A 23,887-nucleotide genomic window follows, 5' to 3' on the forward strand; every position below is an offset into this window, starting at 1 on the left:
GTTAGATAATTAATTGAACGATAGATAATTAGAAATATAAAAATATTTATTAAAATGCAGAAAACAATATATATACAGAAGATTTTTTTACTCATTGTAGTGACTTTCAGTTACTCAATTGCTATGGCGCAGCAGTTTAAGTCGCCGGATGTGATGCCGTCTTCTCCCCAAAGTCAGTTAATAGAAAATTTTTATGAGAAATATTTCAATAATGATATTTCAGCTCGTGGAGAAAAGACTATTGATATCAATTTATATGATATTGAAGTGAAAGGCCTCAATATTCCCATTAATATCTCATATAATACTTGTGGAGTCAAATATAAACAACCGTCTGGTGATGTCGGAGTGGGCTGGACATTATCCCCTGCCGCCAGAATATCTAGGACGATTATTGGCTATCCGGATGAAGCAATGAAAAGAGTGCCTACATTATTTGATGATTTAAATAAATTGAATAATCATATCGATGTAGACAAATATCTGTCTGCTTTTTCGTCTGGAATAATGGGTAATGTCTCCTATTTCTCTGTCGCATCGTGGGACCAGGGATGTGATATTTTTACATTTAGTACATTAAGCGAGAGTGGTCATTTTGTTTTTCCAGATCCGTCTACATTGGATAAGGTTGAAATCCTGGAAAAGATAAATTGCCAAATTACTCCTATCTTAACAGGAGGATTGCTGACCGGGTTTCAAATTGTTGATGGACATGGTATTACTTATAATTATGGTGGTAATGCCAGCGAACATGTTCATGAGGACGCCTATCGAACGGATATTTCGTCGGGAACTACAGGATGGGCTCTGAAAAGTATTGTAACGGCGAAAAATGATACGGTTCGTTTTGACTATGTCGGATATACGGACCGTTTTATTACAGAGCCGGAATATAAGACGTTGTCTGTAAATGATTCTTATGCTTACCGTATGTACGTACAAGATGAAGGAGATGTCCGAGTACAACAAGAATATGAACTAAGCACTGCGCTGAACTTTAATATAACTTTACCCAACTATACAACTTTCTTATTGTCAGGGATTGAGGCGAATGGAATAAAAGTGAATTTCTTGCGTGCGTCGGCAGATGGCATTTACTCCAACGCAGTAGATAGTATAACCGTTGTTGATAAGCAGTCTGGTGATATTATAAAACAAATCAACCTCTCATATTCCGGGATGAACAAACGACCGCATTTCTTTTTAGACAGGCTGGAAATGGATGGCCAAAAGTATTATTTGTCATATTATACACCTTCTGACTTAGGATTGGGTGAATATGATAATACGCATTATACATCTGATTTATGGGGATATTATTTGTATTCTTCCACATCGTTGGATAAAGTGGATCTGCCTGTAATAAGCCGTGAATTTGTAGATGATAGTTTTGTGTTTCTTAAACCCATTCCTGGAGCAAGTTTGTACGATGATGTCATCAAGAAGTTATCCCAGATTATTCCAAATGTGAATTTCAAAAATGATTCGGATAACACAAAAGCACATCTTTTTTCTCTGAAGAAGATATATTTTCCTACCGGTGGGTCACAAGAATTCATATATGAACCCAATGAGTATTTATTGAATTCCGCTCGTGTGAAGGGGGCCGGTATCAGATTGAGTAATGTTAAAACTTATGATGATAATGGCAATTTACATGAGCAAAGGTATAAATATGGAGAAAATGAGGATGGAATTGGTGTTCCTAGTTTTCATTTGAGTTGTGAAACCTTTGCAGATGTGAAACAGAACAGAATACAATATAGTACATCTCCAGGGCTTTATGATTATGTCTCATTTTGCTCACGTATTTATTCTCCGGTGGCTTTTGGAGATGCTAACATTAGTAGTAATTTTTTTGTAGAATATCCGCAAGTACATGTATATAGCAAACAGGAAAAGGGTGAAAATAAGATTTCGTATCTTTTTAACCTGCTTCAACCTCTTTACATAGATATGATGCCTGAAAATACTAATGAGAAATATGTAGGAAGCCCTGATTTACTGAATAACAGGGGATGGAAATCTTATATACACAGATATCAATATGGAATAAAGACTAACATTGCATCATGCCGGTACTTTAATTCGGACGGACGTTTAGTTAAAAAGGAAGATTATACCTATTGTAGAAGCGCTGGTTTGGTTATGGACGGAGGAATTAAGATGGAGCAAGTTGTTATTCCTGTTTATCAGGATACGTATGATTTTGCTCATACGATCGAGCTTTCCAGGCCATCTCTTTTCAAATATATGACTTACTCGGTCATGTCCGGAAGGGATTTGTTGAGTAAGAAAGTCGTTAGTGAATATTTTGACGGGGGAACAGTTGTGTCAGAAGAAGGTTATGTCTATGATGATAAGAACCAGTTGATAAAAGTTATTCGTACCTCTCAAAATGGTGGTGGTGATTGTAGGATAAAGAATATAAAGTACCCCTATAACTATACAGATGCCATAAGTAATCTTATGGTAGAAAGGAATATGCTCGATTATCCGGTTGAAACTATAACCGAATATAATGGTAAGGAAGTATATCGTGAACAGATAAAATATGGGCTGTATCAAAATCTGCTATTACCTGCTTATGTTGATATATCTCACGATGGCCCCCTTGGGCTGAAAAGAGAAATGACTTATGTATCGTATGATAAAAAAGGAAATATATTAGAATATGTTGATAAAAATAATAATCATACCTGCTATATATGGGGATATAATTATAAATATCCTATAGCGGAAATACAAGGGGCGACATACGACTCTGTAAAAAGCATTTTAGGTCATGAAAATAATGATTTATCCTATCTGCAAGGATATGGAGAATATCAATTAGAGCGTGAGCTAAATAAACTACGGATGGCTTTTAGAGATAGCCATCAGGTCTTTATTAAAACGTTTCTGTATAAACCGTACGTCGGGGTTACTTCAATAACTACTTCTGATGGCTTTACTACTAGATATGGCTATGATCAGTTTGGTCACCTTAAAGAATCTTATTTGGAAAGAAACGGAAGAAAACAATTAATTCAGGAATTTAAATACAATTATAAGCTATGATAAAACAACTTCGGATCATAATATTATTAATATTGTTGGGTACAGGCACTTGTCTAACGGCACAAAATAATACTGTCACTCCTTTATTTGCGGGAAAAATAGGCTATCATCAATATTTTGGGAGTGATATTCTACTTAAAGACGTAGTTTCTCCTTCAGGGGGGAACGGGACTTATTCTATATCGTGGGAATACCGGTATACTGATTCAAATGAATGGAGTGAGATTACCCGGCTTGCTCAATCTGACTATGAGGGGGGATGCTTGGTTTCATCCCAATACTTCAATACATACAGAGCGGAAGGGGTATATATCAGAAGAAAGGTTGTAAGTGGTACCTTGGTTGCATATTCTTCGGATATTAGAGTGAAAAGGCTCACAGAACCTTTGTCTTTTACCAATAGAGGCGGGGAGGCTTATATTGATCTTACTAAGCATTGTCCTTCGCTGCCTGGTGATTTTATTTGTACAGAATTATGGCTTGGAGAAAATACATCTGATTGGTGTAGTTTCCTGTATACCGGATGGGAAAACACGGATCATCCTGCTACTGTAAAAATAGAAGTTATGAGAAATTTCGGGGATAACCGTAGTGGGCAGATTGAACTTTTGTATCGTGGATTTTCACGTAATAGCAATTTTTCTATAGACATGAGTAACTACCAGAAGTATAAAGTTACCGTAAAAGTTGAACAGAATTGGAATTTTACCGATGATGTTTTCTTGTTGCTTTTACCTACACAGGAGGAACCTATTAATCCGGGTGAAACTTCTTATGGTGTTTGGGTGGATAATGACGGGATGAGGGATGATTTGTTCAGATGGTGGCAATACAGTCATGACCAGATACATTGGGTAGATGTCTTTGATGTACCGGATTTGAGAACAGTATATCAGCCGGGTCCGCTGTATCAAACCACTTATTTCAGAATGATGGCTAATGACGGGGTTGATGTATATACTTCGAATATTGTGTCTATAAAGGTGCGTGAGAAATTGAACCTTTCGTCAAAGAATTATATACATACGCGTACTTATACTACTCCGGATGGAATGGAATTCAGGGATGATGTTGAATATTTTGACGGTTTGGGGCGTTCCATTGAAAATGTCAAAGTGAAGCATAGTGTTGATGATACGGATTTGTTGTCAATTACAGAGTATGATAAAATGGGACGTTTATTTAGAGAATGGCTGCCTGGGGTATCGGAACCCGGCAATTGTGGTGCATTTGTCGAAGCGGAAGAGTTGAGGAATAGTTCTGTTTTGTCTAATGGAAACGATGTTATGCCTTATACAAAAACGTTATATGAAAATTCGGCTATAGGGAAAGTGGAGAGCCGATATGGTCCGGGTATGGAATGGCATAATCGGGGAAAAGGGGTTAATAGCAGATATTTAACAAACGTATCCAAAGATACTACCTTGTTGGACTTGTGCGATTCATTGGTGTGCTTGCGTTATACCGTGCCGACTGATAGAACACGACTTTTTGTTAGTTGTGCAGGAACCTATGCTTCCGGGGAACTATATGTCGTAAAAGAGGTTGATGAAGACAATCATGTAAGGTATGAATTTACGGATAAAGAAGGAAGGATCGTACTGATTCGCAGTATAAATGGTAATGAAGGAATGGATGACACATACTATATATATGATATATTCGGAAATTTACGGGTTGTTCTTCCTCCGATGTGTTCTGCCAATTTTTGTTCAGGTTCTCTTACGGATAGTGCTTCTGTTTTATCCGATTATGCTTTCTTGTATAAGTACGATACCCGTAACCGTTGTATTGGGAAAAAACAGCCTGGTTGCGAGTGGGTAGAATTAGTGTATGATCGTTGCGACCGATTGATTTTTACTCAAAATGGAAAAGAACGGGCAAATAATGAATGGGCTTTTCATTTGGAAGATTTGTCGGGGCGCTCTGTGTTGACCGGTGTTTACCGCGGTACGCCTGATTTTCAGAATTGTGCTTCAGAGGATATTTATGCTGAATTTACTTCAAATACAGATTTGCCTTGCTATGGATATACTATTTATGGATTGCAGAATCATTATTTGGACATACAACAGGTTTATTTTTATGATACTTATGAATATCAGAACTTATTGCCGGATTCTTTGTCTTCACTATGGTATGTATTTGATAATAATTACGGGGAACGCTATGAGAATAGCCAGAGTTCACCTCATTGCAAAGAACAACTAACAGGAAGTATCGTTCGAATATTGGGAACGGAAGAATACCAGTATGCCAGTTATTATTATGATTATTATCATAATCTGATTCAGGAACGTAAGACGACATCGGGTGGAAATAAGAAAGTAAATAAATCGCTTTTTAATTTTCTCAAGCAGCCTGTGAGTGTCCGCTCGGAATACGAAGGAGGAGTTTTAAATAAATTGTATAGTTATGATCGTGCAGGAAGGCTGATTCACGAAAGACATTGTGTCGTAGATAAGGATACTGTTGATCTGTTGTATGGTTATGACAAGTTAGGAAGGCTAAAAAGACTGGAACGTATTCATGGAAAAGATTCGGTAATTACAGAAAATGCCTATAATATACGTAGCTGGCTGACCGGTATTGATAGTAATGCAGGGTTTGGAGAGCAATTGCATTATGTGGACGGATTGGGCGATCCCTGTTATAATGGAAATATTAGTAGTATGACATGGGAGGCTGATGGTATGAAAAGAGGTTATAAATTTATGTATGATGACAGAAGCCGCCTGCTTCGTGCTGTATATGGTGAAGGTGAAGGCTTGAATGTCAATCAGGATCGTTTTAATGAAGAGATAACCGGGTATGATAAAAATGGGAATATCCTTGGTATTAAAAGATGCGGAAAGAGATCAGAGGATGAATATGGCTTAATAGATAACCTTGTCATGAGTTATAATGGAAATCAATTGAAGGCTGTATCTGATAGTGTAACAGGTTCTGCCCATGCTGATAGTTTTGAATTTAAAGATGGAGCAGATCTGCCGGTCGAATGCTATTATGACTCAAACGGAAATTTAATACAAGATTTAAACAAAAAGATTTCTGAAATTCAGTATAATTATTTAAATTTACCCAGCCGTATAGAGTTTGAGGATGGAGGTGTTATTTCCTATCTTTATGATGCCAAAGGAACAAAGTTCCGAACAACGCACATAATAGTCGGAAAGACCACGACTATTGATTACTTTGACGATGCGATCTATGAAAATGGTGTACTCACTACTTTGTTGACGGAGTTGGGATATATTTCCCTTGTTGATGGCAAGTATCATTATTACTTGAAAGATCACCAGGGTAATAATCGTGTGGTTGTGGGACAGAATGGCAGTGTGGAGGAGGTGAATCATTATTATCCTTTTGGTGGTACATTTGCTTCGACTTCATCTGTTCAACCTTACAAGTACAACGGTAAGGAACTGGATAGGACAAGGTGGTCTTGACTGGTATGATTATGGGGCGAGACATTATGATGCGGCGCTAGGAAGATGGCATGTTGTAGATCCGGTGGCGGAGAAATATTATTTGTGGTCTCCGTATGCGTATTGCCTGGGAAATCCGGTGAGGTTTATTGATCCAACAGGGATGGTTACGGAAATTCCTCCGGGTTTCTGGGCATCTTTTGGCAAAGGCTTCTCTCAACCGTTTGTTAGTTTTTGGAATGCCGTTACTCATCCGGTGGAAGCCGTTACGAATGTAGTGAATTCTATAAAGAGCGTAACTCCTACCGAAGCAGGGTTTGGTGTTGGTGAGCAAGTGCTAAGAAGTCCAATGAGTCCGTTAGGCAGTACGTTTAATCAACTGGATGTGGCACAAGCCATCGCATACGATAAGGCCAATGGTACCATGACTTCAGCAGAGGTTATTGGGAATCAGTGGGGAGATATCGCGTTTGATGCCGTAACAACAGGAGCAGGGGTAGGAGTAGGAAAAGTTACCGGAACGTTAGGAAAAGCGAGTTCGGGTGTAGAAAAGGTGAAAGGGTTAGGTAATCCATTCAAGAATATGACACTTGACCAGGTCAGGACATCGATGGATAAGCATGTAGGTACAGGTAAGTTAAAAGTAGTTGTTGTTGATGATAGAACGGGGTTGAATAAAACATATTACAATAACAAATCTGGCTATTCTTACAATTTAGATAAAGGTAGACCTACTAGAATAGGTCGGCAAAGAATAGTTGAGGGTCCACATATTGATGTAAACTACCCAAAGCCTAGACCTAAAAATATTGAAAAGAAAAAATTACCAGTAAACAATTAATATAATGATTAGTGTAACAGCAGGCGGAATGGAAAATTGCATCTATCTTGATAATGAAGGTATAGATGATATGATCCATTATTTAACTTATTTGAGAGAGAAAAATGAGACAACTTATGATCTAGTTGAAGGCAATGGACTGGATAGGCTTGATGAAGATCTTCTTCCTGATGGGTTTAGGCATATAACTCATCTGGAATTGATATACATCAATGCCTTTGATCGAGATGATGGTACAGTAAGAATCATAGAGGAGGATTAATATTTCTTACCATTCTCGTGTTTTACCCTGGTATAAGTTGATTAGAAAACAACCAATTTGTATCAGGGTATTTTATATTATAACTCAAACGGAAATTTAATACAGGATTTAAACAAAAAGATTTCTGAAATTCAGTATAATTGTTTAAATTTACCCAACCGTATAGAGTTTGAGGATGGAGGTGTCATTTCCTATCTTTATGATGCCAAAGGAACAAAGTTCCGAACAATGCACATAATAGCCGGAAAGACCACGACTACTGATTACTTTGACGATGCGATCTATGAAAATGGTGTACTCACTACTTTGTTGACGGGGTTGGGATATATTTCCCTTGTTGATGGCAAGTATCATTATTATTTGAAAGATCATCAGGGTAATAATCGTGTGGTCGTGGGCCAGAATGGTAGTGTGGAGGAGGTGAATCATTATTATCCTTTTGGTGGTACATTTCTTCGACTTCATCTGTCCAGCCTTACAAGTATAATGGGAAGGAGCTGGATAGAAAAGGTGGGCTGAATCTGTATGATTATGGGGCGAGACATTGTGATCCGGTGTTGGGACGGTTTATGACTGTGGATCCGTTGGCGGAGAAATACTATTCGATTAGTCCGTATGCGTATTGTGGTAATAATCCTATTATGTTAGTTGATGTCAATGGTAAAGAGTGGGGTATTGTTTTGAATGCCAATGGAACTAAGACTGTAACTCTAGCTGTTAATTTTAATGTTGATTCAAGTCTTAATCTGACATCGTCTCAAATTAATGCATATAAAATAGCTATTAGCACACAGTTAAACAATACATTTCAAGAAGCTTCTGGAGGGATGGTATCAACTGCTGTTACTTTTTATAGTGGAAATGAAAACATATCGCAATCGTTGTCTTTGGGGAAAATGGATGGCACATTAGGAGGGGGCACTACCTATTTTAGTTCTTCTGTGAATTTGTTTAATCCTAAGGGGAGTTGAGATCACTTTCCAATATAGCTTCGGATGCTACACATGAAGTATTACATACATTAAGGCTAGGACATCCATTTGAGTTGATGCAAACAGCAGATACAGAGTTGGTAAGGGTAGCTCCTAACTCTTTTGTATCTACTTCTACAACGGATAAGAATATTGTGAATAATATTATGAACTATCCTCAAATTACTATTGATGGTATGAAAGGTTGCGATCTAAATATGTTAACAAAAGGGCAGCTGAATTATATATTAAATGAGATAAACTTACAAAAACGAGGATATGGTTTTGCTCCAAAATATAATTCAGTGTTAACTCCTGAACAAAATGCTAATTTATATAAACAATATTATGAAGACTATTGGCTTAATTTCCCAGGAACTCCTGTTCATAATCAATAAAACATATCTATTGATTGTTCTAGTGCTATGTATCTGCTCTTGTAATTTAATAAAAGGGCAACAAAAAAATGATTTTGTTAAATATGATAGTTTATCGCAGAAAGAGGTATATACTTTTGTTGAAAAAATGCCTTTTTATAAGGGAGGTGAAGCAGCTTTCATATCTGATTTTAGCAGAAGATTTCGTCCTGTTTATTCTGATACTGAACCTAAACAAACAATCTTGAAAGTTCAGTATGTTATAGATAAAGAAGGGCATTTGATAGGTGCTAGAATTTACAATAAGAAAGAGGGGGATAAGCTTTCGGCTTTTGAAGAAAATGGTTTGAAAGCATTAAATTTAATGCAAAATTGGCAGGCAGGAATTCATGAGGACAAAGCTGTGAATGTAATATTGACAAGAGTAATACATGTAGATATAAATCATACTGATTAAAATTTAGGTATTTTCTTGTTCATCTGTACTTGTAATGTGAACTGTTTTTGTCTTACCCTGGTATAAGTTGGCTAGAAAATAGTCAATTTGTATCAGGGTATTTGGTATTCTCTAATTTGAATACTTTTAGGGTTACATAATATTGTTGGGTGGTAATGTGCGAGGACATGTAATTTGAAGTTTGTTAGTAAAGAAAATAACAACTATCTAAAATGTAATCTAAGATTTTTCTTAAAAAGTTTCATTTCTCTTTTAGTAGAAAGCCTCTTATGGTTGTATTTATATTATATATAGTTTTCCTATATACTTTGATATACAAATAGTTTGTAATAACCAAAATCTAAATATTTTATGTCTATGAAAGCATTTACTCCCAAAACATTGCTTAATTGTGGTTTCTCACAATCTTTCTGCATTTCTTTGATGAAAAAAAGTGGTACCGCTTTCTTTTTGGCCTTATTACCCATTTCTGTGACTTATGCGGATCATGAAACTTCTCTAAAGGATACGGTGAAGTTGCCATACAGTTCACAACAGATTGATGGGGCCGATCTGATGAAGGTGAAAGACGCCAATTTCGTAAACTCCCTGATAGGAAGAGTGGCGGGCGCTACTATTAATCCCAGTGCTTCCGGTGTGGGTGGTTCAGTAAGGATGGTGCTACGTGGTTACCGTTCCATATTAAAATCCAACAATGTGCTTTTTACTTTGGACGGTGTACCTTTGCCACGACTGGAGTCAGAGCAACCTTCTAATTCATACACCTCTAACTGGCAGACTGGTGACGGTATAGCAGCTTTCTCTCCTGACGATATAGAGAGTATTTCTGTTTTGAGTACCGCAGCAGTTTCTACTTTGTATGGTAGTCGTTCCGCTAGCGGTGTGGTGATGATTAATACTAAGAAAGCAAATTCCGGAAAACTAAGAGTAGAGTTGGGGAATAGTACTACTTTCAGTTCGCCACTTGTTATGCCTGAATTCCAACAGACTTACGGGGCGCAATGGGGAGACAAGATAAGCCATCCCCAGTCGTGGGACCCGACGGATTTTTTCCGTACCGGACATACTATCAATAACTCCCTTAGCCTTTCTATGGGAAATGAGTATAATCAGACGCGGGTTTCGGCTGTAACGATGAATGGCACCGGCATCATTCCCAAAAACAATGTGGACCGTTACAATTTCTCCCTCCGGAATACATCTTCTTTATTACATCATAGACTAAAGCTCGACTTCACTTTGAGATATATTCATACCGCAGAGCAGAATATGTTATCGCAAGGTATGTATGGTAATCCGCTGGTTCCTGTCTATTTGGTACCTGACGTATTGCAAGAACGTATTAATGTCAATCCCGATTATAACTACAAGAATCATTTTGAAGTTTACGATCCGAGGCTTGGAGCTAATGCGCAATATTGGCCTTTAGGAGATATGGGGATAGGTATGCAAAATCCTTATTGGATAATTAACCGTAATCTTTACAATCAAAAAAAGAAGCGTTTGCTGGGCGGAATAGGAATGAAATTCGACTTGACCTCTTGGCTTAATGTGTCAGGGCGTATTCATTACGACCGTGATCAAGAAACTGCAACTGAAAAACTTTATGCGTCTTCTCTTCAAGCCGGTCCTTTAGGTTCATATTACGAATCTGAAGATGAAAACACACAGATTTATTCCGATCTCCAGTTTAATGTCCGTAAGACGATAGGAGACTTCTCAATTGATGCTACCTTAGGCTCTTCTATTTGTAATACGAAATTTGATAACTCTTATGCTGATGGCGTTTTGAAAGTGCTTAATCAGTTTAATTTATCAGGATTGGATGAGCGGAGATATCCCTTTTCTGCAGAGTGGAATTATCATGACCGAGCTACATCATTGTTTATGCTTGCGCAATTGGGATATAAGAACCGATTATTTCTCGATTTGGGTGGACGAATGGAATGGCTTAAATTTTGGGATGATAATTCAAGTTATTCAACAGACGTTATCTATCCTTCGATAGGAGCATCTGTAGTACCAACCGGATGGTTGCCTGATAATCCCAACCGATTCCTTTCGTTTCTAAGACTCAATTATACCTACAGTGAAACCGGCAATAGTTTTACCGATTATATCTTTTTGAATAAAAAAAGGGTAGGTTTGAAACCTAGATTGGAGGATAATATGTTGGATCCCGAGCATACCAAGTCTCACGAAATAGGGCTCAATGCAGGTTTTCTTAATGATAAAATCAATTTGGCGTTTACGATGTATAAGACATCTACTTCCGATTTACCGTTTGGAGGATATCTTCCTATTCCTTCTCAGGGGGATATTTATTTCATGTATAATGGGTGTAGGATTGATAATAAAGGTTTCGAGCTAACCTTGAGTGCAAATATGAATATCGGGCAGGTTAAGTGGGATGGACGTTTCACTTATTCTATCAATAAGAATGAAGTAAAGCAGCTTTTAGAACCACAGAAAAATCCTATAACAGATACCGATTTTAATTTAGAAGAAATTCAGATGGCCAAAGGTAGCGGTTGGTATACTCCATTGAAGAAAGGTGGCTCGATAGGTGATATATATGTTACAGATTTGCAGAGGGATGAGCAGGGAAATGTTGTTATTGATAAAACTTCACAAAATGTCGTTCCTGTAAACGAATATATATATGCGGGTAATGCTGACCCTAAATATACGATGGGGCTGGCAAATAGCTTTTCCTGGAAAGGTTTTGAACTTGATTTTGTGATTCACGCCCGCTTCGGCGGCGTAGGTCTATCAATGACTCAAGCAGTTATGGATCAATTTGGGGTATCGCAGGCCACAGCCATAGCCCGTGACAATGGTGGTGTTTGGGTGAGTGGTGAAAAGATTCCGGCAGAGAACTACTATAGGCTGGTAGGCTGGGCACGTACAGGAACGGTGTATACATACGATGCCACTAATATTCGTCTTGCAGAAATGTCGATTGCTTATCATATTCCCGTCAACCGATGGGTGAAGTGGATACAGGATGTACGGGTGGCATTAGTGGGACGTAACTTGCTTATGTTGTATAATAAAGCTCCGTTTGATCCGGAATCTACGGCAAGCACCGGAACCTGGGGGCAGGGCATAGACAACTTCCGTCAACCCAGTTACAGAAACATGGGCTTTTCCGTTAATCTGACTTTTTAATCTTTCTTCAAAAAAGATATCTTGTCCCGATATGAGCTGTCAAAACTACTCTCATCTTGTATCGGGAGCAACTCTTCTATTAAAAGTCCTTAACGAAAGCCCAATCCATCACTTTTTATTTGTTTCTTTGCACCAAATTCGGGTATAGTGTTGTCTTGTCATTCGAGGCGGCTCTTAATTTTGCTTAGAAATTAATGGAGAAACTCAGTATAAATGCTTGTCCGGTGTGTGGCGGTACGCACTTGAAACGCGTCATGACTTGTACGGATTTTTATGCTTCGGGCGAACAGTTTGAACTGTATTCGTGTGAAGACTGTGGATTTACATTCACACAAGGAGTTCCCGTGGAAGCAGAGATAGGCAAGTATTATGAGACTCCCGACTACATCTCCCACACTGATACGCGCAAGGGAGCGATGAATAATATCTACCATTACGTACGTTCTTATATGCTGGGTCGCAAAGCGCGTCTGGTAGCCAAGGAAGCGCATCGCAAGACGGGGCGTTTGCTCGATATAGGTACGGGAACCGGTTATTTTTCCGATACAATGGTTCGTCGGGGATGGAAGGTAGAGGCAGTGGAGAAAAGTCCGCAGGCACGTGAGTTTGCAAAAACACACTTCGAACTGGATGTAAAGCCCGAATCGGCTCTGAAAGAGTTTGCTCCTGCTAGTTTTGATGTCATCACTCTCTGGCATGTGATGGAGCATCTCGAATCTTTGAATGAGACTTGGGAGACGCTTCGCGAACTGCTGACAGAAAAAGGAGTATTGATTGTGGCAGTACCCAACTGCTCTTCTTATGATGCCAAGCGCTACGGTGAGTATTGGGCGGCTTATGACGTTCCCCGCCATCTTTGGCATTTCACTCCGGGCACTATACAACAGTTGGCTTCCCGCCATGGTTTTATTATGGCGGCACGTCATCCGATGCCGTTCGATGCGTTTTACGTATCTATGTTGAGCGAGAAACATCGTGGCAGTTCATGCAGTTTCCTGAAAGGGATGTTTGCCGGGACGTTGGCCTGGTTCAATGCTTTGGGAAGGAAAGAACGCAGCAGTTCAATGATTTATGTATTCCGAAAAAAGAGATAACGCATGGGAAATCAAAACAAATATAAGTCAGGTTCGATTTTCGACATGCAGTTCATCACGTCGAGTATCAGTACGACACTGGTATTGCTGTTGCTCGGACTGGTTGTCTTTTTTGTATTGACAGCGCACAATCTTTCCGTATATGTCCGCGAGAATATCAGTTTCTCCGTTCTTATCAGCGACGACATGAAGGAAGCGGATATACTGAAACTTCAGAAGAAGCTGAATCAGGAACCTTTCGTGAAACAATCCGAATATATCTCTAAAAAACAAGCACTGAAAGAACAGACGGAAGCAATGGGAACCGATCCGGAAGAATTTCTGGGCTATAACCCTTTTACCGCTTCCATCGAAATCAAACTCCATTCTGACTATGCCAACTCGGACAGCATTGCGAAGATAGAGAAAATGATTAAAAAGAATACCAACATACAAGATGTGCTCTATCGAAAGGAGTTGATTGACGCCGTGAATGATAACATACGAAATATCAGTCTGGTACTGCTTGCCTTGGCGGTCGTGCTTACTTTTATTTCTTTTGCCCTGATAAACAATACCATAAGACTGGCTATTTACTCCAAACGCTTCCTTATTCACACCATGAAACTGGTAGGGGCGAGTTGGGGATTTATCCGGGGGCCATTCCTTCGAAAGAATGTATGGAGCGGGATATTGGCAGCCATCGTTGCCGATTCCATATTGATGGGAACCGCCTATTGGGCTGTGACATACGAACAGGAATTGCTTCAGGTCATCACGCCTGAAGTCATGTTGATAGTCTGTGCAAGCGTATTGGCGTTTGGAATTGTAATAACGTGGCTATGCGCCTATTTCTCCATGAATAAATACTTGAGAATGAAAGCGAACAGCCTGTACTATATTTAAAAAAATAAACTATGTCTGACAAGCAGAAATTTGCCTTTGATAAAGTGAACTTTATCTTGCTCGCAATAGGGATGGCGATTGTTATTATCGGCTTTCTATTGATGACGGGACCTACATCGTCCGAAACGCTTTTTGAACCCGATATTTTCAGTGTACGCAGAATCAAGGTAGCGCCGGTCGTTTGCCTGTTTGGCTTTATATCTATGATTTATGCAGTATTGCGCAAACCTAAAACACAAAAAACAGAAGAATAAAAATGGGGGATTTAACAACATTTGAGACGATTATTATTGCTATTGTAGAAGGGTTGACCGAGTTTTTACCGGTTTCTTCTACAGGACACATGATTATTACACAAAACATACTAGGAGTAGAAAGTACAGAATTTGTAAAAGCGTTTACTGTAATTATTCAGTTTGGCGCAATTCTTTCAGTAGTCTGCCTTTACTGGAAACGTTTTTTCCGGTTGAACCATACACCGGCTCCTGCAGGCGCTTCCGCTTTGAAGTGTTTTCTGCATAAATTCGATTTTTACTGGAAGCTGCTGGTGGCTTTTATTCCTGCAGCAATTTTGGGTTTCCTGTTTAGCGATAAGATAGACGAGATGCTCGAAAGTGTAGCGATAGTAGCAGTGATGCTGGTAATCGGTGGTATATTCATGCTGTTCTGCGATAAGATTTTTTCGAAGGGAAGTAAAGATACCGTGCTGACAGAAAAAAAGGCATTCAATATCGGTTTGTTTCAATGTATTGCAATGATACCGGGTGTATCCCGTTCGATGGCTACCATCGTCGGAGGTATGGCCCAGAAACTGACTCGTAAGGATGCTGCTGAGTTTTCATTCTTTCTTGCCGTGCCAACTATGTTTGCGGCAACTGGCTACAAGGTCTTGAAACTCTTCCTGGATGGTGGAACCGAGATTCTTGTCAACAACATGCCGGCACTTATTATCGGTAATGTGGTGGCTTTTGTCGTTGCTTTGCTGGCTATCAAGTTCTTTATTAGCTTTGTTACGAAATATGGCTTTAAAGCATTTGGCTGGTACAGAATTATAGTTGGCGGAATCATTCTGGTAATGCTGTTGCTTGGATATAACTTAGAAATTGGCTGATGAATTTTAAAAAAGGAGAAGTACTGTTTTTCAATAAACCTTTCGGATGGACTTCATTTAAAGTAGTAGGGCATGCCCGCTATCATATTTGCCGCCGGATAGGAGTGAAAAAACTAAAAGTCGGCCATGCCGGAACACTGGACCCGCTTGCAACAGGGGTGATGATTGTATGTACAGGCAAGGCAACCAAACGAATAGAAGAGTTTCAATATCATACGAAGGAGTATGTTGCAACGTTGCGTTTGGGTGCCACTACTCCGTCATACGATTTGGAACATGAAATAGATGCCATCTACCCTACCGAACATATCACGAGGGAACTGGTGGAAGAAGTGCTGACGCATTTTATCGGTGCCATCGATCAGGTACCTCCTGCTTTCTCTGCCTGTATGGTAGACGGTAAGCGTGCTTACGAACTGGCCCGGAAAGGAGAAGAAGTCGAACTAAAAGCAAAACAGCTTGTTATCGACGAGATTGAATTGCTGGAATGTCGTCTGGATGATCCGGAACCGATGATTCAAATCCGTGTCGTATGCAGCAAAGGGACTTATATCCGTGCCCTGGCCCGCGACATCGGTGAAGCACTCCATAGCGGAGCTCACCTGACAGGATTGATCCGCACCCGCGTAGGTGATGTCCGGTTGGAAGACTGCCTGAACCCCGAACACTTTAAAGAGTGGATCGACGGACAGGAGATAGAAAATGAGGAAGAAAATAATTAACGTAATAAGGAATAGATATGAAATTATCACAATTCAAATTTAAGTTACCCGAGGATAAGATCGCTCTACATCCTATGAAATATAGGGATGAGTCGCGTTTGATGGTATTGCATCGTAATACAGGTAAGATTGAGCACAAGATGTTCAAAGATGTGTTGGACTACTTTGATGATAAAGATGTGTTTATATTCAATGATACGAAGGTGTTTCCTGCCCGCTTGTATGGTAACAAGGAGAAGACAGGTGCTCGTATCGAGGTGTTCTTGTTGCGTGAGTTGAATGAAGAACTTCGTTTATGGGACGTATTGGTTGATCCGGCACGTAAGATACGTATCGGTAACAAGCTGTATTTCGGTCCGGACGATTCAATGGTGGCTGAAGTGATTGATAACACCACTTCTCGCGGGCGTACGCTCCGTTTCCTTTACGACGGACCTCATGACGAGTTCAAAAAGGCACTGTATTCTTTGGGTGAAACTCCACTCCCCCACTCTATTATCAACCGTCCTGTAGAACCGGAAGATGCTGAACGCTTCCAGTCAATTTTCGCAAAGAACGAAGGTGCGGTGACTGCCCCGACTGCTAGTTTGCACTTCAGCCGTGAGTTGATGAAACGTCTGGAAATCAAAGGTGTGGACTTTGCATATATCACTCTGCACGCCGGTCTGGGTAACTTCCGCGACATCGACGTAGAGGACTTGACGAAGCATAAGATGGATTCAGAACAAATGTTTGTAAACGAAATGGCGGTGAAAACTGTGAATCGTGCCAAAGATAACGGTAGAAATGTATGTGCGGTAGGTACGACAGTGATGCGTGCTATTGAAAGCGCAGTCAGCACCGACGGGCATCTCAAGGAATTTGAAGGATGGACTAACAAGTTTATCTTCCCTCCATATGAATTTACCGTAGCCAATTCAATGATTTCCAATTTCCACATGCCGCTTTCTACCTTACTGATGATTGTAGCTGCTTTCGGTGGTTATGATCAAGTGATGGATGCTTATCATGTAGCATTGAAAGAAGGTTACCGTTTCGGCACGTATGGAGATGCAATGCTGATTTTGGACAAATAATGGCAAAAGTTTATCTGGGACTCGGCACTAACCTCGGAGATAAAGAACAAAATCTTCGGGATGCCGTGCAAAAAATAGAAGAGCAGGTGGGGAAAATAGTTTCCCTGTCTGCTTTTTACATAACTGCCCCTTGGGGATTTTCTTCCGATAACAGTTTCCTGAATGCAGCAGTTTGTGTAGATACCGGATTGACTCCCATAGACGTTTTACAGAGAACGCAGGCAATTGAACAGGAATTGGGACGTACGAAGAAATCCGTCAACGGTATATATAGCGACCGCCTGATTGATATTGACCTGTTGCTTTATGATGATTTGATACTTTCCACCACTTCTCCCTCCGGAGCGAAGTTGATCCTCCCCCATCCGTTGATGGCAGAACGTGACTTCGTTATGAAGCCGCTGGCAGAAATTGCTCCCGGATTAGTGCATCCGGTACTTGGAAAAACGATGAAGGAACTTATTTCTTCTTTTTCTCCGCAATAAACACCGGCAAATAGGCAATGCATCCTATCAATACTGCATACAGCAAATGAATCTCCTGAAACGGCTTGTCGATGAAATGGCAGACAATGGCATAGATAGCAATCGTGAAGCCTATATAAAGTGCCAACACCAAAAGCGTTTTAAATTTCTTATTTAGAATCATTATAAATCTATTTATGTGTTAAATACAGGGCAAAGATACTCATAATCTCCGAAATCTCTTTATCTTTGTACCCGAAATGAAAGTGTGGACAGATTTGAGTAGCTTGCAACCACGGAAAAAAATGCTAAAACACGTCTGATTGACGCCTTTCGGCTTATCCTTTGCAGCACTCGCCTCTCCTACTCTCTCTCATTTTTTAATTTTCAATTTTTAATTCTTAATTTAAAAAGATGGGATACTTATTTACATCCGAATCGGTGTCAGAAGGACACCCCGACAAGGTAGCCGATCAAATATCGGATGCCGTGCTTGACAAACTGTTGGCTTACGACCCCAGTTCGAAAGTAGCTTGCGAAACACTAGTGACTACCGGACAAGTGGTGCTAGCGGGTGAAGTGAAAACTAAAGCGTACGTTGACCTCCAGCTCATCGCACGCGAAGTGATTAAGAAAATCGGTTATACCAAAGGAGAGTACATGTTCGAAAGTAACTCTTGTGGCGTACTTTCCGCTATTCATGAGCAAAGCCCCGATATCAACCGTGGTGTAGAGCGTCAGGACCCGATGGAACAGGGTGCAGGCGACCAGGGTATGATGTTTGGCTACGCTACCAATGAAACGGAAAACTACATGCCGCTTTCTCTTGATCTGGCACACCGCATTCTGCAAGTGCTGGCCGACATTCGTCGTGAAGGAAAGGTGATGACTTACCTCCGCCCCGATGCCAAAAGCCAGGTTACTATTGAATATGATGACAACGGAACTCCTGTTCGCATTGATACAATCGTTGTTTCTACGCAACATGATGACTTTATCCAACCGGAAGATGATTCTCAAGCTGCCCAGCTGAAAGCTGACGAGGAAATGCTGTCTATCATCCGTCGTGATGTGATCGAGATTCTGATGCCTCGTGTCATTGCTTCTATCCATCACGATAAAGTGTTGGCGCTGTTTAATGATAAAATCATTTATCATGTGAATCCTACGGGCAAGTTCGTAATTGGTGGTCCTCACGGAGATACCGGTTTGACAGGTCGTAAGATTATCGTTGATACTTATGGTGGCAAAGGTGCTCACGGTGGTGGTGCTTTCTCCGGAAAAGATCCTAGCAAGGTAGACCGTAGCGCAGCTTATGCAGCACGCCATATCGCTAAGAATATGGTAGCGGCAGGCGTAGCAGATGAAATGCTTGTACAGGTGAGCTATGCTATCGGTGTGGCTCGTCCGATCAATATCTTTGTAGATACTTATGGTCGTTCCCACGTCAATATGACGGATGGTGAGATTGCCCGCGTTATCGACCAGTTGTTCGATCTTCGCCCGAAAGCAATCGAAGAACGTCTGAAACTTCGTAATCCTATTTATCAGGAAACAGCCGCTTACGGCCATATGGGACGTGAACCGCAAGTGGTAACGAAGAAATTCTTCTCTCGCTACGAAGGGGACAAAACTGTGGAAGTAGAACTCTTTACATGGGAGAAACTTGACTACGTAGATAAAATTAAAGCTGCTTTTGGTCTGTAAAATAGTCTGAAAGCGAGCTTAGCTCGTTCAGTAAGAGCCACAACCTCAACTCCTTTTGGTAGGAAATAGAGGTTGTGGCTCTTGATTTTAAATAAGTTATATTTAAATAAATGTCTTTTGGATATTAATCTTCTTTTGCCGGAATTTGTTACTTTTGCCCCGTAAATAAACGACTGCCTAATGAAAACAAGATGTTGTTGTTCTAAACGCTATTTATTGGTGTTTTTTAGTTTACTTGTCAGCGTAGGTAGCATTCTGATGTCTGTCTTTCTATCTTCCTGCTCTTCTTCGGTGAAGAGTCCATTGCTACTATCTGCTGACTCATTGATGGAAATATATCCTGATAGTGCATTATCTATTTTGGAATCAATTTCCTCCCCACAGAAATTGCCACGTGCCGACAGAGCACTTTATGCGTTATTGCTTACGCAAGCAAGGCATAAAAATTATATTGCTTTAGAGGATGATTCGCTGATAAAAACAGCTGTTGAATACTATGGTGATAAGAAGAAAAGTGTACGTGCTGCAAAAGCTCATTATTATTGGGGAGCTACCTATCGAGAGAAAGGATATACTTCTTTTGCTGTAGACGAGTATTTAACGGCAATTCGACTGATGCCTGTTAGGGATGAATTCTTAGCAATGATTTATGATAATCTTGCGGACTGTTATGAAAAAGATGATTTGTATGATATAGCGATTGAGGCTTATCGTCAAGCTTATCAGATATTAGAGGGGGGAAGTCAGCAGACATATCCATTGAGAGGTATTGCACGTATCTGTTTATTGCAAAATAAAAAGGATAGCTCATTGTTGTACTATCAAAAAGCTCTTGATTATGCATTAGCAGAGCAAGACTCTAGTTTGATAGGGGCTCTTTATCATGATCTCGCTATGGTTTACAATGAAAAAAAAGATTATGTTCAAGCTGATAAATATGTATCAAAAGCAATGATTATGCAAGGGGATGATGCTGTTAATGTCTGTTTGTCAAAAGCTCAAATTATGTTGAACTTGAATAAACTTGATTCTGCCAGTTATTTCTTTAGTAAGAATATAGATCAACTTAATATTTATGGAAAGGCTGTTTGCTATGATGGAATGCATCAAATAGCAAAGAAAAGAGGTGAGTGGAAGATTGCGACAGAAAATATGGATGCATATAGAGTACTTTATGATTCTATGCAGATTATGAATGACAATGAAGAACTCAATCGACTTATGGATAAACATCAATTAGAAGAACATAAGAGGCTATTGTCAGAACATACTAAAATGCTGGTTTTTACTTTGGTTTCTGTATTCTTTTTCTTAATGATTATTTGTGTCTTTTGTTTTATGTGGAATGATAGGAAAAGGAAAAAGCGTTATATAGCATTACAACGTGAATTGACCCAAAATCGGGTAGATACTATGCTGCTCAAAGAGGAAGAAATTTCAGAAACTAATAAAGAAGATCTAGATAAGAAAAGGTCGAAGTTAACAGAGCAGCAAATTCAATTATGTATATCTGTACTTAAAACAACTAATTGTTATGATCAATTGGAAGCATTAGAGAAAGCGACTCCTAAACAGCTATTGGTGATGCGTAGTTTGAGAAAAGAGATACGTTCTGAAATTTCTAGTGCATTTGTTGATGTGATGATGAATTTGAAGGAACGTTATCCGGCTTTAACTGGTGATGATATATTTTATTGTGTTCTTTCATTGCTTTGTTGTTCGAAAACTGTCATAATGGAGTTAATGGATTCTACATCAGATGCTCTTAAAACCCGTAAAAATCGTATAAAGAACAAAATGGATGCTCAAATTTTCGATCGCGTGTTTGGCGTTGATATTCAGTGAGATATATTGATCCCTCTAGGTTGGTTTTGCTTCTAAATGAAAGGCTGTTACCATTGTTACCGCATAAAAATCGTTTTTTTTGCTTCCATCTGTGTATTTTTGGAGCGAAATTTTAAACCCATTTATTATGAAAACGAAATTTTTACCTTTTTTGTTGTTGACTGTCTTACTTCAAGTAAGTATGTTTTCTTTTGCACATGAAATGATATCTGCACGTCAAATCAGACTAAAGAATAAAACTGAGGTACAACATCGGTCTATCCCTGTTACTCCTGCTGCTTGTATTGAAAACTCATTGTTGTCTATTGACCTTCTTTCTACTGTTCCTACTGTAACCGTTACCATCAAAGATGCAGAAACAGGAGAAGTAGTTTATACATCTACTGATATAAATGTAGATAAGGTTTATATTGATCTTGCAGGTGAGGAAAAAGGTAAATATACTTTGGAGATACAACTTCCGAAGGAAGCCTTTATCGGAGATTTTGAATTAGATTAAATCTTTGGATATATATTATTTGCAACTAACATAAGATGATATACCTAAATCATTAACTGTTGAAGCCCCGCTGTTGAAATATATGGCGCATTGCTGAAATGACGATTTAGATGACCGAAAGGGGAAAGAATCGGTTCACTTTTATTCGTGGGCTTAATAAGCCTTGTGAAAGGCCCATAAAGGTATATTGAAACGTAAAATTAAAATCACTTTTTAATTGTGTGCTGGATTACTACTGGTAGGGTATTTGAACGATTTTATAGTTCAGATAATAAAGTTTATTCAGCAACAATGTGATACACCTGTTAGTAGATGAGAAATCTGTGATAGATGTATTCTCTGTGAGAAAAGCTCTTGGACTTCTATAAATAAGAAGTCCAAGATTTTTTTATGAAGATATAAATGTGGAGATAACAATGATCTCTGATTAAGTTGAATATGAATAACGGAATTTTTTCGTAATTTTGCCTCCTTGATATAATAAAGGATAGTGATGAAGATGAATCAGATAAATTCCGTATGCGTATATAGCGCTTCCAGTACCAAGATAGATGCTGTTTACTTTCAAGCAGCCGAGACTCTCGGCCGTCTGCTTGCCGAACACCGTATCCGTTTGATAAACGGAGCCGGGAGTATTGGTCTGATGTGTTCTGTGGCAGATGCTGTGTTGAAAAATGGCGGTGAAGTGACCGGAGTGATTCCCCGCTTCATGGTGGAACAAAACTGGCATCATACTGGACTGACAGAGCTGATCGAGGTAGAATCCATGCACGAACGCAAACAGAAGATGGCCAATTTGAGTGATGGTATCATCGCTTTGCCGGGTGGATGCGGTACCCTTGAAGAATTGCTGGAAATTATCACTTGGAAACAGTTGGGGTTGTATCTCAATCCGATTATAATCCTCAATACAAACGGATTTTTCGATCCATTGCTCGAAATGCTTGAAAAGGCAATCGATGAGAACTTTATGCGACGCCAACACGGTGATATATGGAAAGTGGCACAGACGCCGGAAGAAGCGGTTCAGCTCCTTTATGAGACTCCTGTATGGGATATTTCCATTCGTAAATTTGCAGCGATATGATAGGCGACACACTAAGTTCCCAGAACGCGGATACCTTGTCTCTTCTCCAGCAGAAACAGATTAGTCCGGCAAAGGCAGACAGTGATAGTCTGCAGTTGGCCGATCTTCATGCTGTACAAGAGGTTGATTCCGGCTTTGAAGGAACCCCTATCTCCTACTCTCCCCGTACGGACGATGCTATTGCACTGACATTACTGGCTTGCTTCTTTCTTTCCTCCATTGCCTTGGCACGCGGAAAGAAATTTCTCTCCCAACAGGTGAAAGACTTTGTGTTGCATCGCGAACGGACGAGCATTTTTGATAGCTCTACGGCGGCCGATGTGCGTTATCTCCTTGTGCTTGTATTGCAGACCTGTGTCTTGTCGGGCATCACATTTTTTAATTATTTTCATGATACATCTCCCGCTCTGATGGATCATGTATCCTCCCTCCTTTTGCTGGGTATTTACGTTGGTTTTTGCCTCGCTTATTTCTTACTGAAATGGTTGCTTTATATGTTTCTGGGGTGGACTTTTTTTGATAAAAATAAGACAAATATATGGCTGGAATCGTATTCTGCGCTCATATATTATGTCGGATTTGCCCTTTTTCCGTTCGTCCTTTTCCTGGTTTATTTTGATTTGAGTCTAACGAATTTGGTTATAATCGGGTCTATTATTTTAATTTTCACTAAAATATTGATGTTTTATAAGTGGATAAAGCTTTTTTTTCATCAATTTAGCGGGCTTTTCCTATTAATTTTGTACTTTTGCGCTCTTGAAATAGTACCTTGTCTTTTACTGTATCAGGGTATGATTCAAATGAACAATATTTTGCTAATAAAATTTTAG

The 23,887-nt window shown here is 39.5% G+C and carries 21 protein-coding genes and 1 pseudogene; 21 read left to right on the forward strand and 1 reads right to left on the reverse strand.

What is annotated here, in order from left to right:
• The first annotated feature begins 54 nt into the window (after window positions 1-54).
• The 16 genes and pseudogenes from NXX38_RS06985 to folK all read left to right on the forward strand — a co-directional run bounded on the left by NXX38_RS06985 (window position 55) and on the right by folK (window position 17,940).
• A complete protein-coding gene (locus NXX38_RS06985; RefSeq protein WP_258978912.1) occupies window positions 55-3,060 on the forward strand; it encodes a hypothetical protein in 3,006 nt (1,001 codons plus the stop codon).
• Window positions 3,057-6,509, forward strand: coding sequence for a DUF6443 domain-containing protein (locus NXX38_RS06990; protein WP_258978913.1), 3,453 nt, complete (start codon window positions 3,057-3,059; stop codon window positions 6,507-6,509). Before NXX38_RS06985 ends, NXX38_RS06990 begins: the two co-directional genes overlap by 4 nt.
• Window positions 6,430-7,329, forward strand: coding sequence for a polymorphic toxin type 10 domain-containing protein (locus NXX38_RS06995; RefSeq protein ID WP_258978914.1), 900 nt, complete (start codon window positions 6,430-6,432; stop codon window positions 7,327-7,329). The genes NXX38_RS06990 and NXX38_RS06995 overlap by 80 nt, the downstream gene beginning before the upstream one ends.
• Window positions 7,330-7,333: 4 nt before the next feature.
• Window positions 7,334-7,591 (forward strand): hypothetical protein, encoded by a 258-nt coding sequence (locus NXX38_RS07000; RefSeq protein WP_234131755.1) that lies wholly within the window; start codon window positions 7,334-7,336, stop codon window positions 7,589-7,591.
• Window positions 7,592-7,666: 75 nt separating this feature from the next.
• Window positions 7,667-8,253: pseudogene (locus NXX38_RS07005) on the forward strand (RHS repeat domain-containing protein); the annotation flags it as partial.
• On the forward strand, window positions 8,233-8,562 hold the full coding sequence (locus NXX38_RS07010) for a hypothetical protein (RefSeq protein WP_258982039.1): 330 nt from the start codon (window positions 8,233-8,235) through the stop codon (window positions 8,560-8,562). The pseudogene NXX38_RS07005 and the gene NXX38_RS07010, both read left to right, overlap by 21 nt.
• Entirely contained in the window at window positions 8,559-8,960 is a 402-nt protein-coding gene (locus NXX38_RS07015; RefSeq protein ID WP_258978915.1) for a hypothetical protein, read from the forward strand. The genes NXX38_RS07010 and NXX38_RS07015 overlap by 4 nt, the downstream gene beginning before the upstream one ends.
• Window positions 8,911-9,396, forward strand: a complete 486-nt coding sequence (locus NXX38_RS07020; protein WP_234131754.1) for a hypothetical protein — start codon at window positions 8,911-8,913, stop codon at window positions 9,394-9,396. The genes NXX38_RS07015 and NXX38_RS07020 overlap by 50 nt, the downstream gene beginning before the upstream one ends.
• Before the next feature lie 357 nt (window positions 9,397-9,753).
• Complete coding sequence (locus NXX38_RS07025) at window positions 9,754-12,567, forward strand: SusC/RagA family TonB-linked outer membrane protein (RefSeq protein WP_258978916.1); 2,814 nt, start codon at window positions 9,754-9,756, stop codon at window positions 12,565-12,567.
• 194 nt (window positions 12,568-12,761) lie between these two features.
• The gene (locus tag NXX38_RS07030; protein WP_008641564.1) at window positions 12,762-13,661 is read left to right on the forward strand and encodes a methyltransferase domain-containing protein; all 900 of its coding nucleotides are present in this window, start codon (window positions 12,762-12,764) and stop codon (window positions 13,659-13,661) included.
• 3 nt (window positions 13,662-13,664) lie between these two features.
• Window positions 13,665-14,546, forward strand: a complete 882-nt coding sequence (locus NXX38_RS07035; RefSeq protein WP_117513332.1) for an ABC transporter permease — start codon at window positions 13,665-13,667, stop codon at window positions 14,544-14,546.
• Between the two features lie 11 nt (window positions 14,547-14,557).
• Window positions 14,558-14,800: a DUF3098 domain-containing protein gene (locus NXX38_RS07040; RefSeq protein ID WP_009001366.1), complete on the forward strand. Its 243-nt coding sequence runs from the start codon at window positions 14,558-14,560 to the stop codon at window positions 14,798-14,800.
• 2 nt (window positions 14,801-14,802) lie between these two features.
• Window positions 14,803-15,657 carry an undecaprenyl-diphosphate phosphatase gene (locus NXX38_RS07045; protein ID WP_148367806.1) on the forward strand — a complete coding sequence of 285 codons (855 nt, stop codon included), beginning with the start codon at window positions 14,803-14,805 and terminating at the stop codon, window positions 15,655-15,657.
• Window positions 15,657-16,379: a tRNA pseudouridine(55) synthase TruB gene (gene truB, locus NXX38_RS07050; protein ID WP_148367807.1), complete on the forward strand. Its 723-nt coding sequence runs from the start codon at window positions 15,657-15,659 to the stop codon at window positions 16,377-16,379. Before NXX38_RS07045 ends, truB begins: the two co-directional genes overlap by 1 nt.
• Before the next feature lie 17 nt (window positions 16,380-16,396).
• Window positions 16,397-17,455, forward strand: a complete 1,059-nt coding sequence (queA, locus tag NXX38_RS07055; RefSeq protein WP_004298889.1) for a tRNA preQ1(34) S-adenosylmethionine ribosyltransferase-isomerase QueA — start codon at window positions 16,397-16,399, stop codon at window positions 17,453-17,455.
• Window positions 17,455-17,940, forward strand: coding sequence for a 2-amino-4-hydroxy-6-hydroxymethyldihydropteridine diphosphokinase (gene folK, locus NXX38_RS07060; RefSeq protein ID WP_217723698.1), 486 nt, complete (start codon window positions 17,455-17,457; stop codon window positions 17,938-17,940). Before queA ends, folK begins: the two co-directional genes overlap by 1 nt.
• Here folK and NXX38_RS07065 read toward each other — a convergent pair.
• Entirely contained in the window at window positions 17,915-18,103 is a 189-nt protein-coding gene (locus NXX38_RS07065) for a hypothetical protein (protein ID WP_009001370.1), read from the reverse strand. The genes folK and NXX38_RS07065 overlap by 26 nt on opposite strands.
• A 230-nt stretch (window positions 18,104-18,333) precedes the next feature.
• Here NXX38_RS07065 and metK point away from each other — a divergent pair, with 230 nt between their 5' ends.
• The 5 genes from metK to NXX38_RS07090 all read left to right on the forward strand — a co-directional run bounded on the left by metK (window position 18,334) and on the right by NXX38_RS07090 (window position 23,887).
• Window positions 18,334-19,626 carry a methionine adenosyltransferase gene (gene metK, locus NXX38_RS07070; protein WP_148367809.1) on the forward strand — a complete coding sequence of 431 codons (1,293 nt, stop codon included), beginning with the start codon at window positions 18,334-18,336 and terminating at the stop codon, window positions 19,624-19,626.
• 180 nt (window positions 19,627-19,806) lie between these two features.
• Complete coding sequence (locus NXX38_RS07075) at window positions 19,807-21,471, forward strand: hypothetical protein (RefSeq protein ID WP_148367810.1); 1,665 nt, start codon at window positions 19,807-19,809, stop codon at window positions 21,469-21,471.
• 127 nt (window positions 21,472-21,598) lie between these two features.
• Complete coding sequence (locus NXX38_RS07080) at window positions 21,599-21,970, forward strand: DUF3244 domain-containing protein (protein WP_195649649.1); 372 nt, start codon at window positions 21,599-21,601, stop codon at window positions 21,968-21,970.
• 499 nt (window positions 21,971-22,469) lie between these two features.
• Entirely contained in the window at window positions 22,470-23,057 is a 588-nt protein-coding gene (locus NXX38_RS07085; protein ID WP_074559771.1) for a TIGR00730 family Rossman fold protein, read from the forward strand.
• A complete protein-coding gene (locus NXX38_RS07090; RefSeq protein WP_074559745.1) occupies window positions 23,054-23,887 on the forward strand; it encodes a DUF4271 domain-containing protein in 834 nt (277 codons plus the stop codon). Before NXX38_RS07085 ends, NXX38_RS07090 begins: the two co-directional genes overlap by 4 nt.

It is taken from the genome of Bacteroides sp. BFG-637 (assembly GCF_024793605.1).
In the GTDB taxonomy this organism is placed as follows: Bacteria; Bacteroidota; Bacteroidia; order Bacteroidales; family Bacteroidaceae; genus Bacteroides; species Bacteroides vicugnae.

Coding starts and splice junctions, on each gene's coding strand:
- NXX38_RS07065 (WP_009001370.1), bottom strand. CDS start 18,103: ATGATTCTAAATAAGAAATTTAAAACGCTTTTGGTGTTGGCACTTTAT.
- metK (WP_148367809.1), top strand. CDS start 18,334: ATGGGATACTTATTTACATCCGAATCGGTGTCAGAAGGACACCCCGAC.
- NXX38_RS07010 (WP_258982039.1), top strand. CDS start 8,233: ATGTTAGTTGATGTCAATGGTAAAGAGTGGGGTATTGTTTTGAATGCC.
- NXX38_RS07045 (WP_148367806.1), top strand. CDS start 14,803: ATGGGGGATTTAACAACATTTGAGACGATTATTATTGCTATTGTAGAA.
- NXX38_RS07040 (WP_009001366.1), top strand. CDS start 14,558: ATGTCTGACAAGCAGAAATTTGCCTTTGATAAAGTGAACTTTATCTTG.
- NXX38_RS07025 (WP_258978916.1), top strand. CDS start 9,754: ATGAAAGCATTTACTCCCAAAACATTGCTTAATTGTGGTTTCTCACAA.
- truB (WP_148367807.1), top strand. CDS start 15,657: ATGAATTTTAAAAAAGGAGAAGTACTGTTTTTCAATAAACCTTTCGGA.
- NXX38_RS07080 (WP_195649649.1), top strand. CDS start 21,599: ATGAAAACGAAATTTTTACCTTTTTTGTTGTTGACTGTCTTACTTCAA.
- NXX38_RS07085 (WP_074559771.1), top strand. CDS start 22,470: ATGAATCAGATAAATTCCGTATGCGTATATAGCGCTTCCAGTACCAAG.
- NXX38_RS07020 (WP_234131754.1), top strand. CDS start 8,911: ATGAAGACTATTGGCTTAATTTCCCAGGAACTCCTGTTCATAATCAAT.
- NXX38_RS07075 (WP_148367810.1), top strand. CDS start 19,807: ATGAAAACAAGATGTTGTTGTTCTAAACGCTATTTATTGGTGTTTTTT.
- NXX38_RS07090 (WP_074559745.1), top strand. CDS start 23,054: ATGATAGGCGACACACTAAGTTCCCAGAACGCGGATACCTTGTCTCTT.
- folK (WP_217723698.1), top strand. CDS start 17,455: ATGGCAAAAGTTTATCTGGGACTCGGCACTAACCTCGGAGATAAAGAA.
- NXX38_RS06990 (WP_258978913.1), top strand. CDS start 3,057: ATGATAAAACAACTTCGGATCATAATATTATTAATATTGTTGGGTACA.
- queA (WP_004298889.1), top strand. CDS start 16,397: ATGAAATTATCACAATTCAAATTTAAGTTACCCGAGGATAAGATCGCT.
- NXX38_RS07030 (WP_008641564.1), top strand. CDS start 12,762: ATGGAGAAACTCAGTATAAATGCTTGTCCGGTGTGTGGCGGTACGCAC.
- NXX38_RS06985 (WP_258978912.1), top strand. CDS start 55: ATGCAGAAAACAATATATATACAGAAGATTTTTTTACTCATTGTAGTG.
- NXX38_RS07035 (WP_117513332.1), top strand. CDS start 13,665: ATGGGAAATCAAAACAAATATAAGTCAGGTTCGATTTTCGACATGCAG.
- NXX38_RS07000 (WP_234131755.1), top strand. CDS start 7,334: ATGATTAGTGTAACAGCAGGCGGAATGGAAAATTGCATCTATCTTGAT.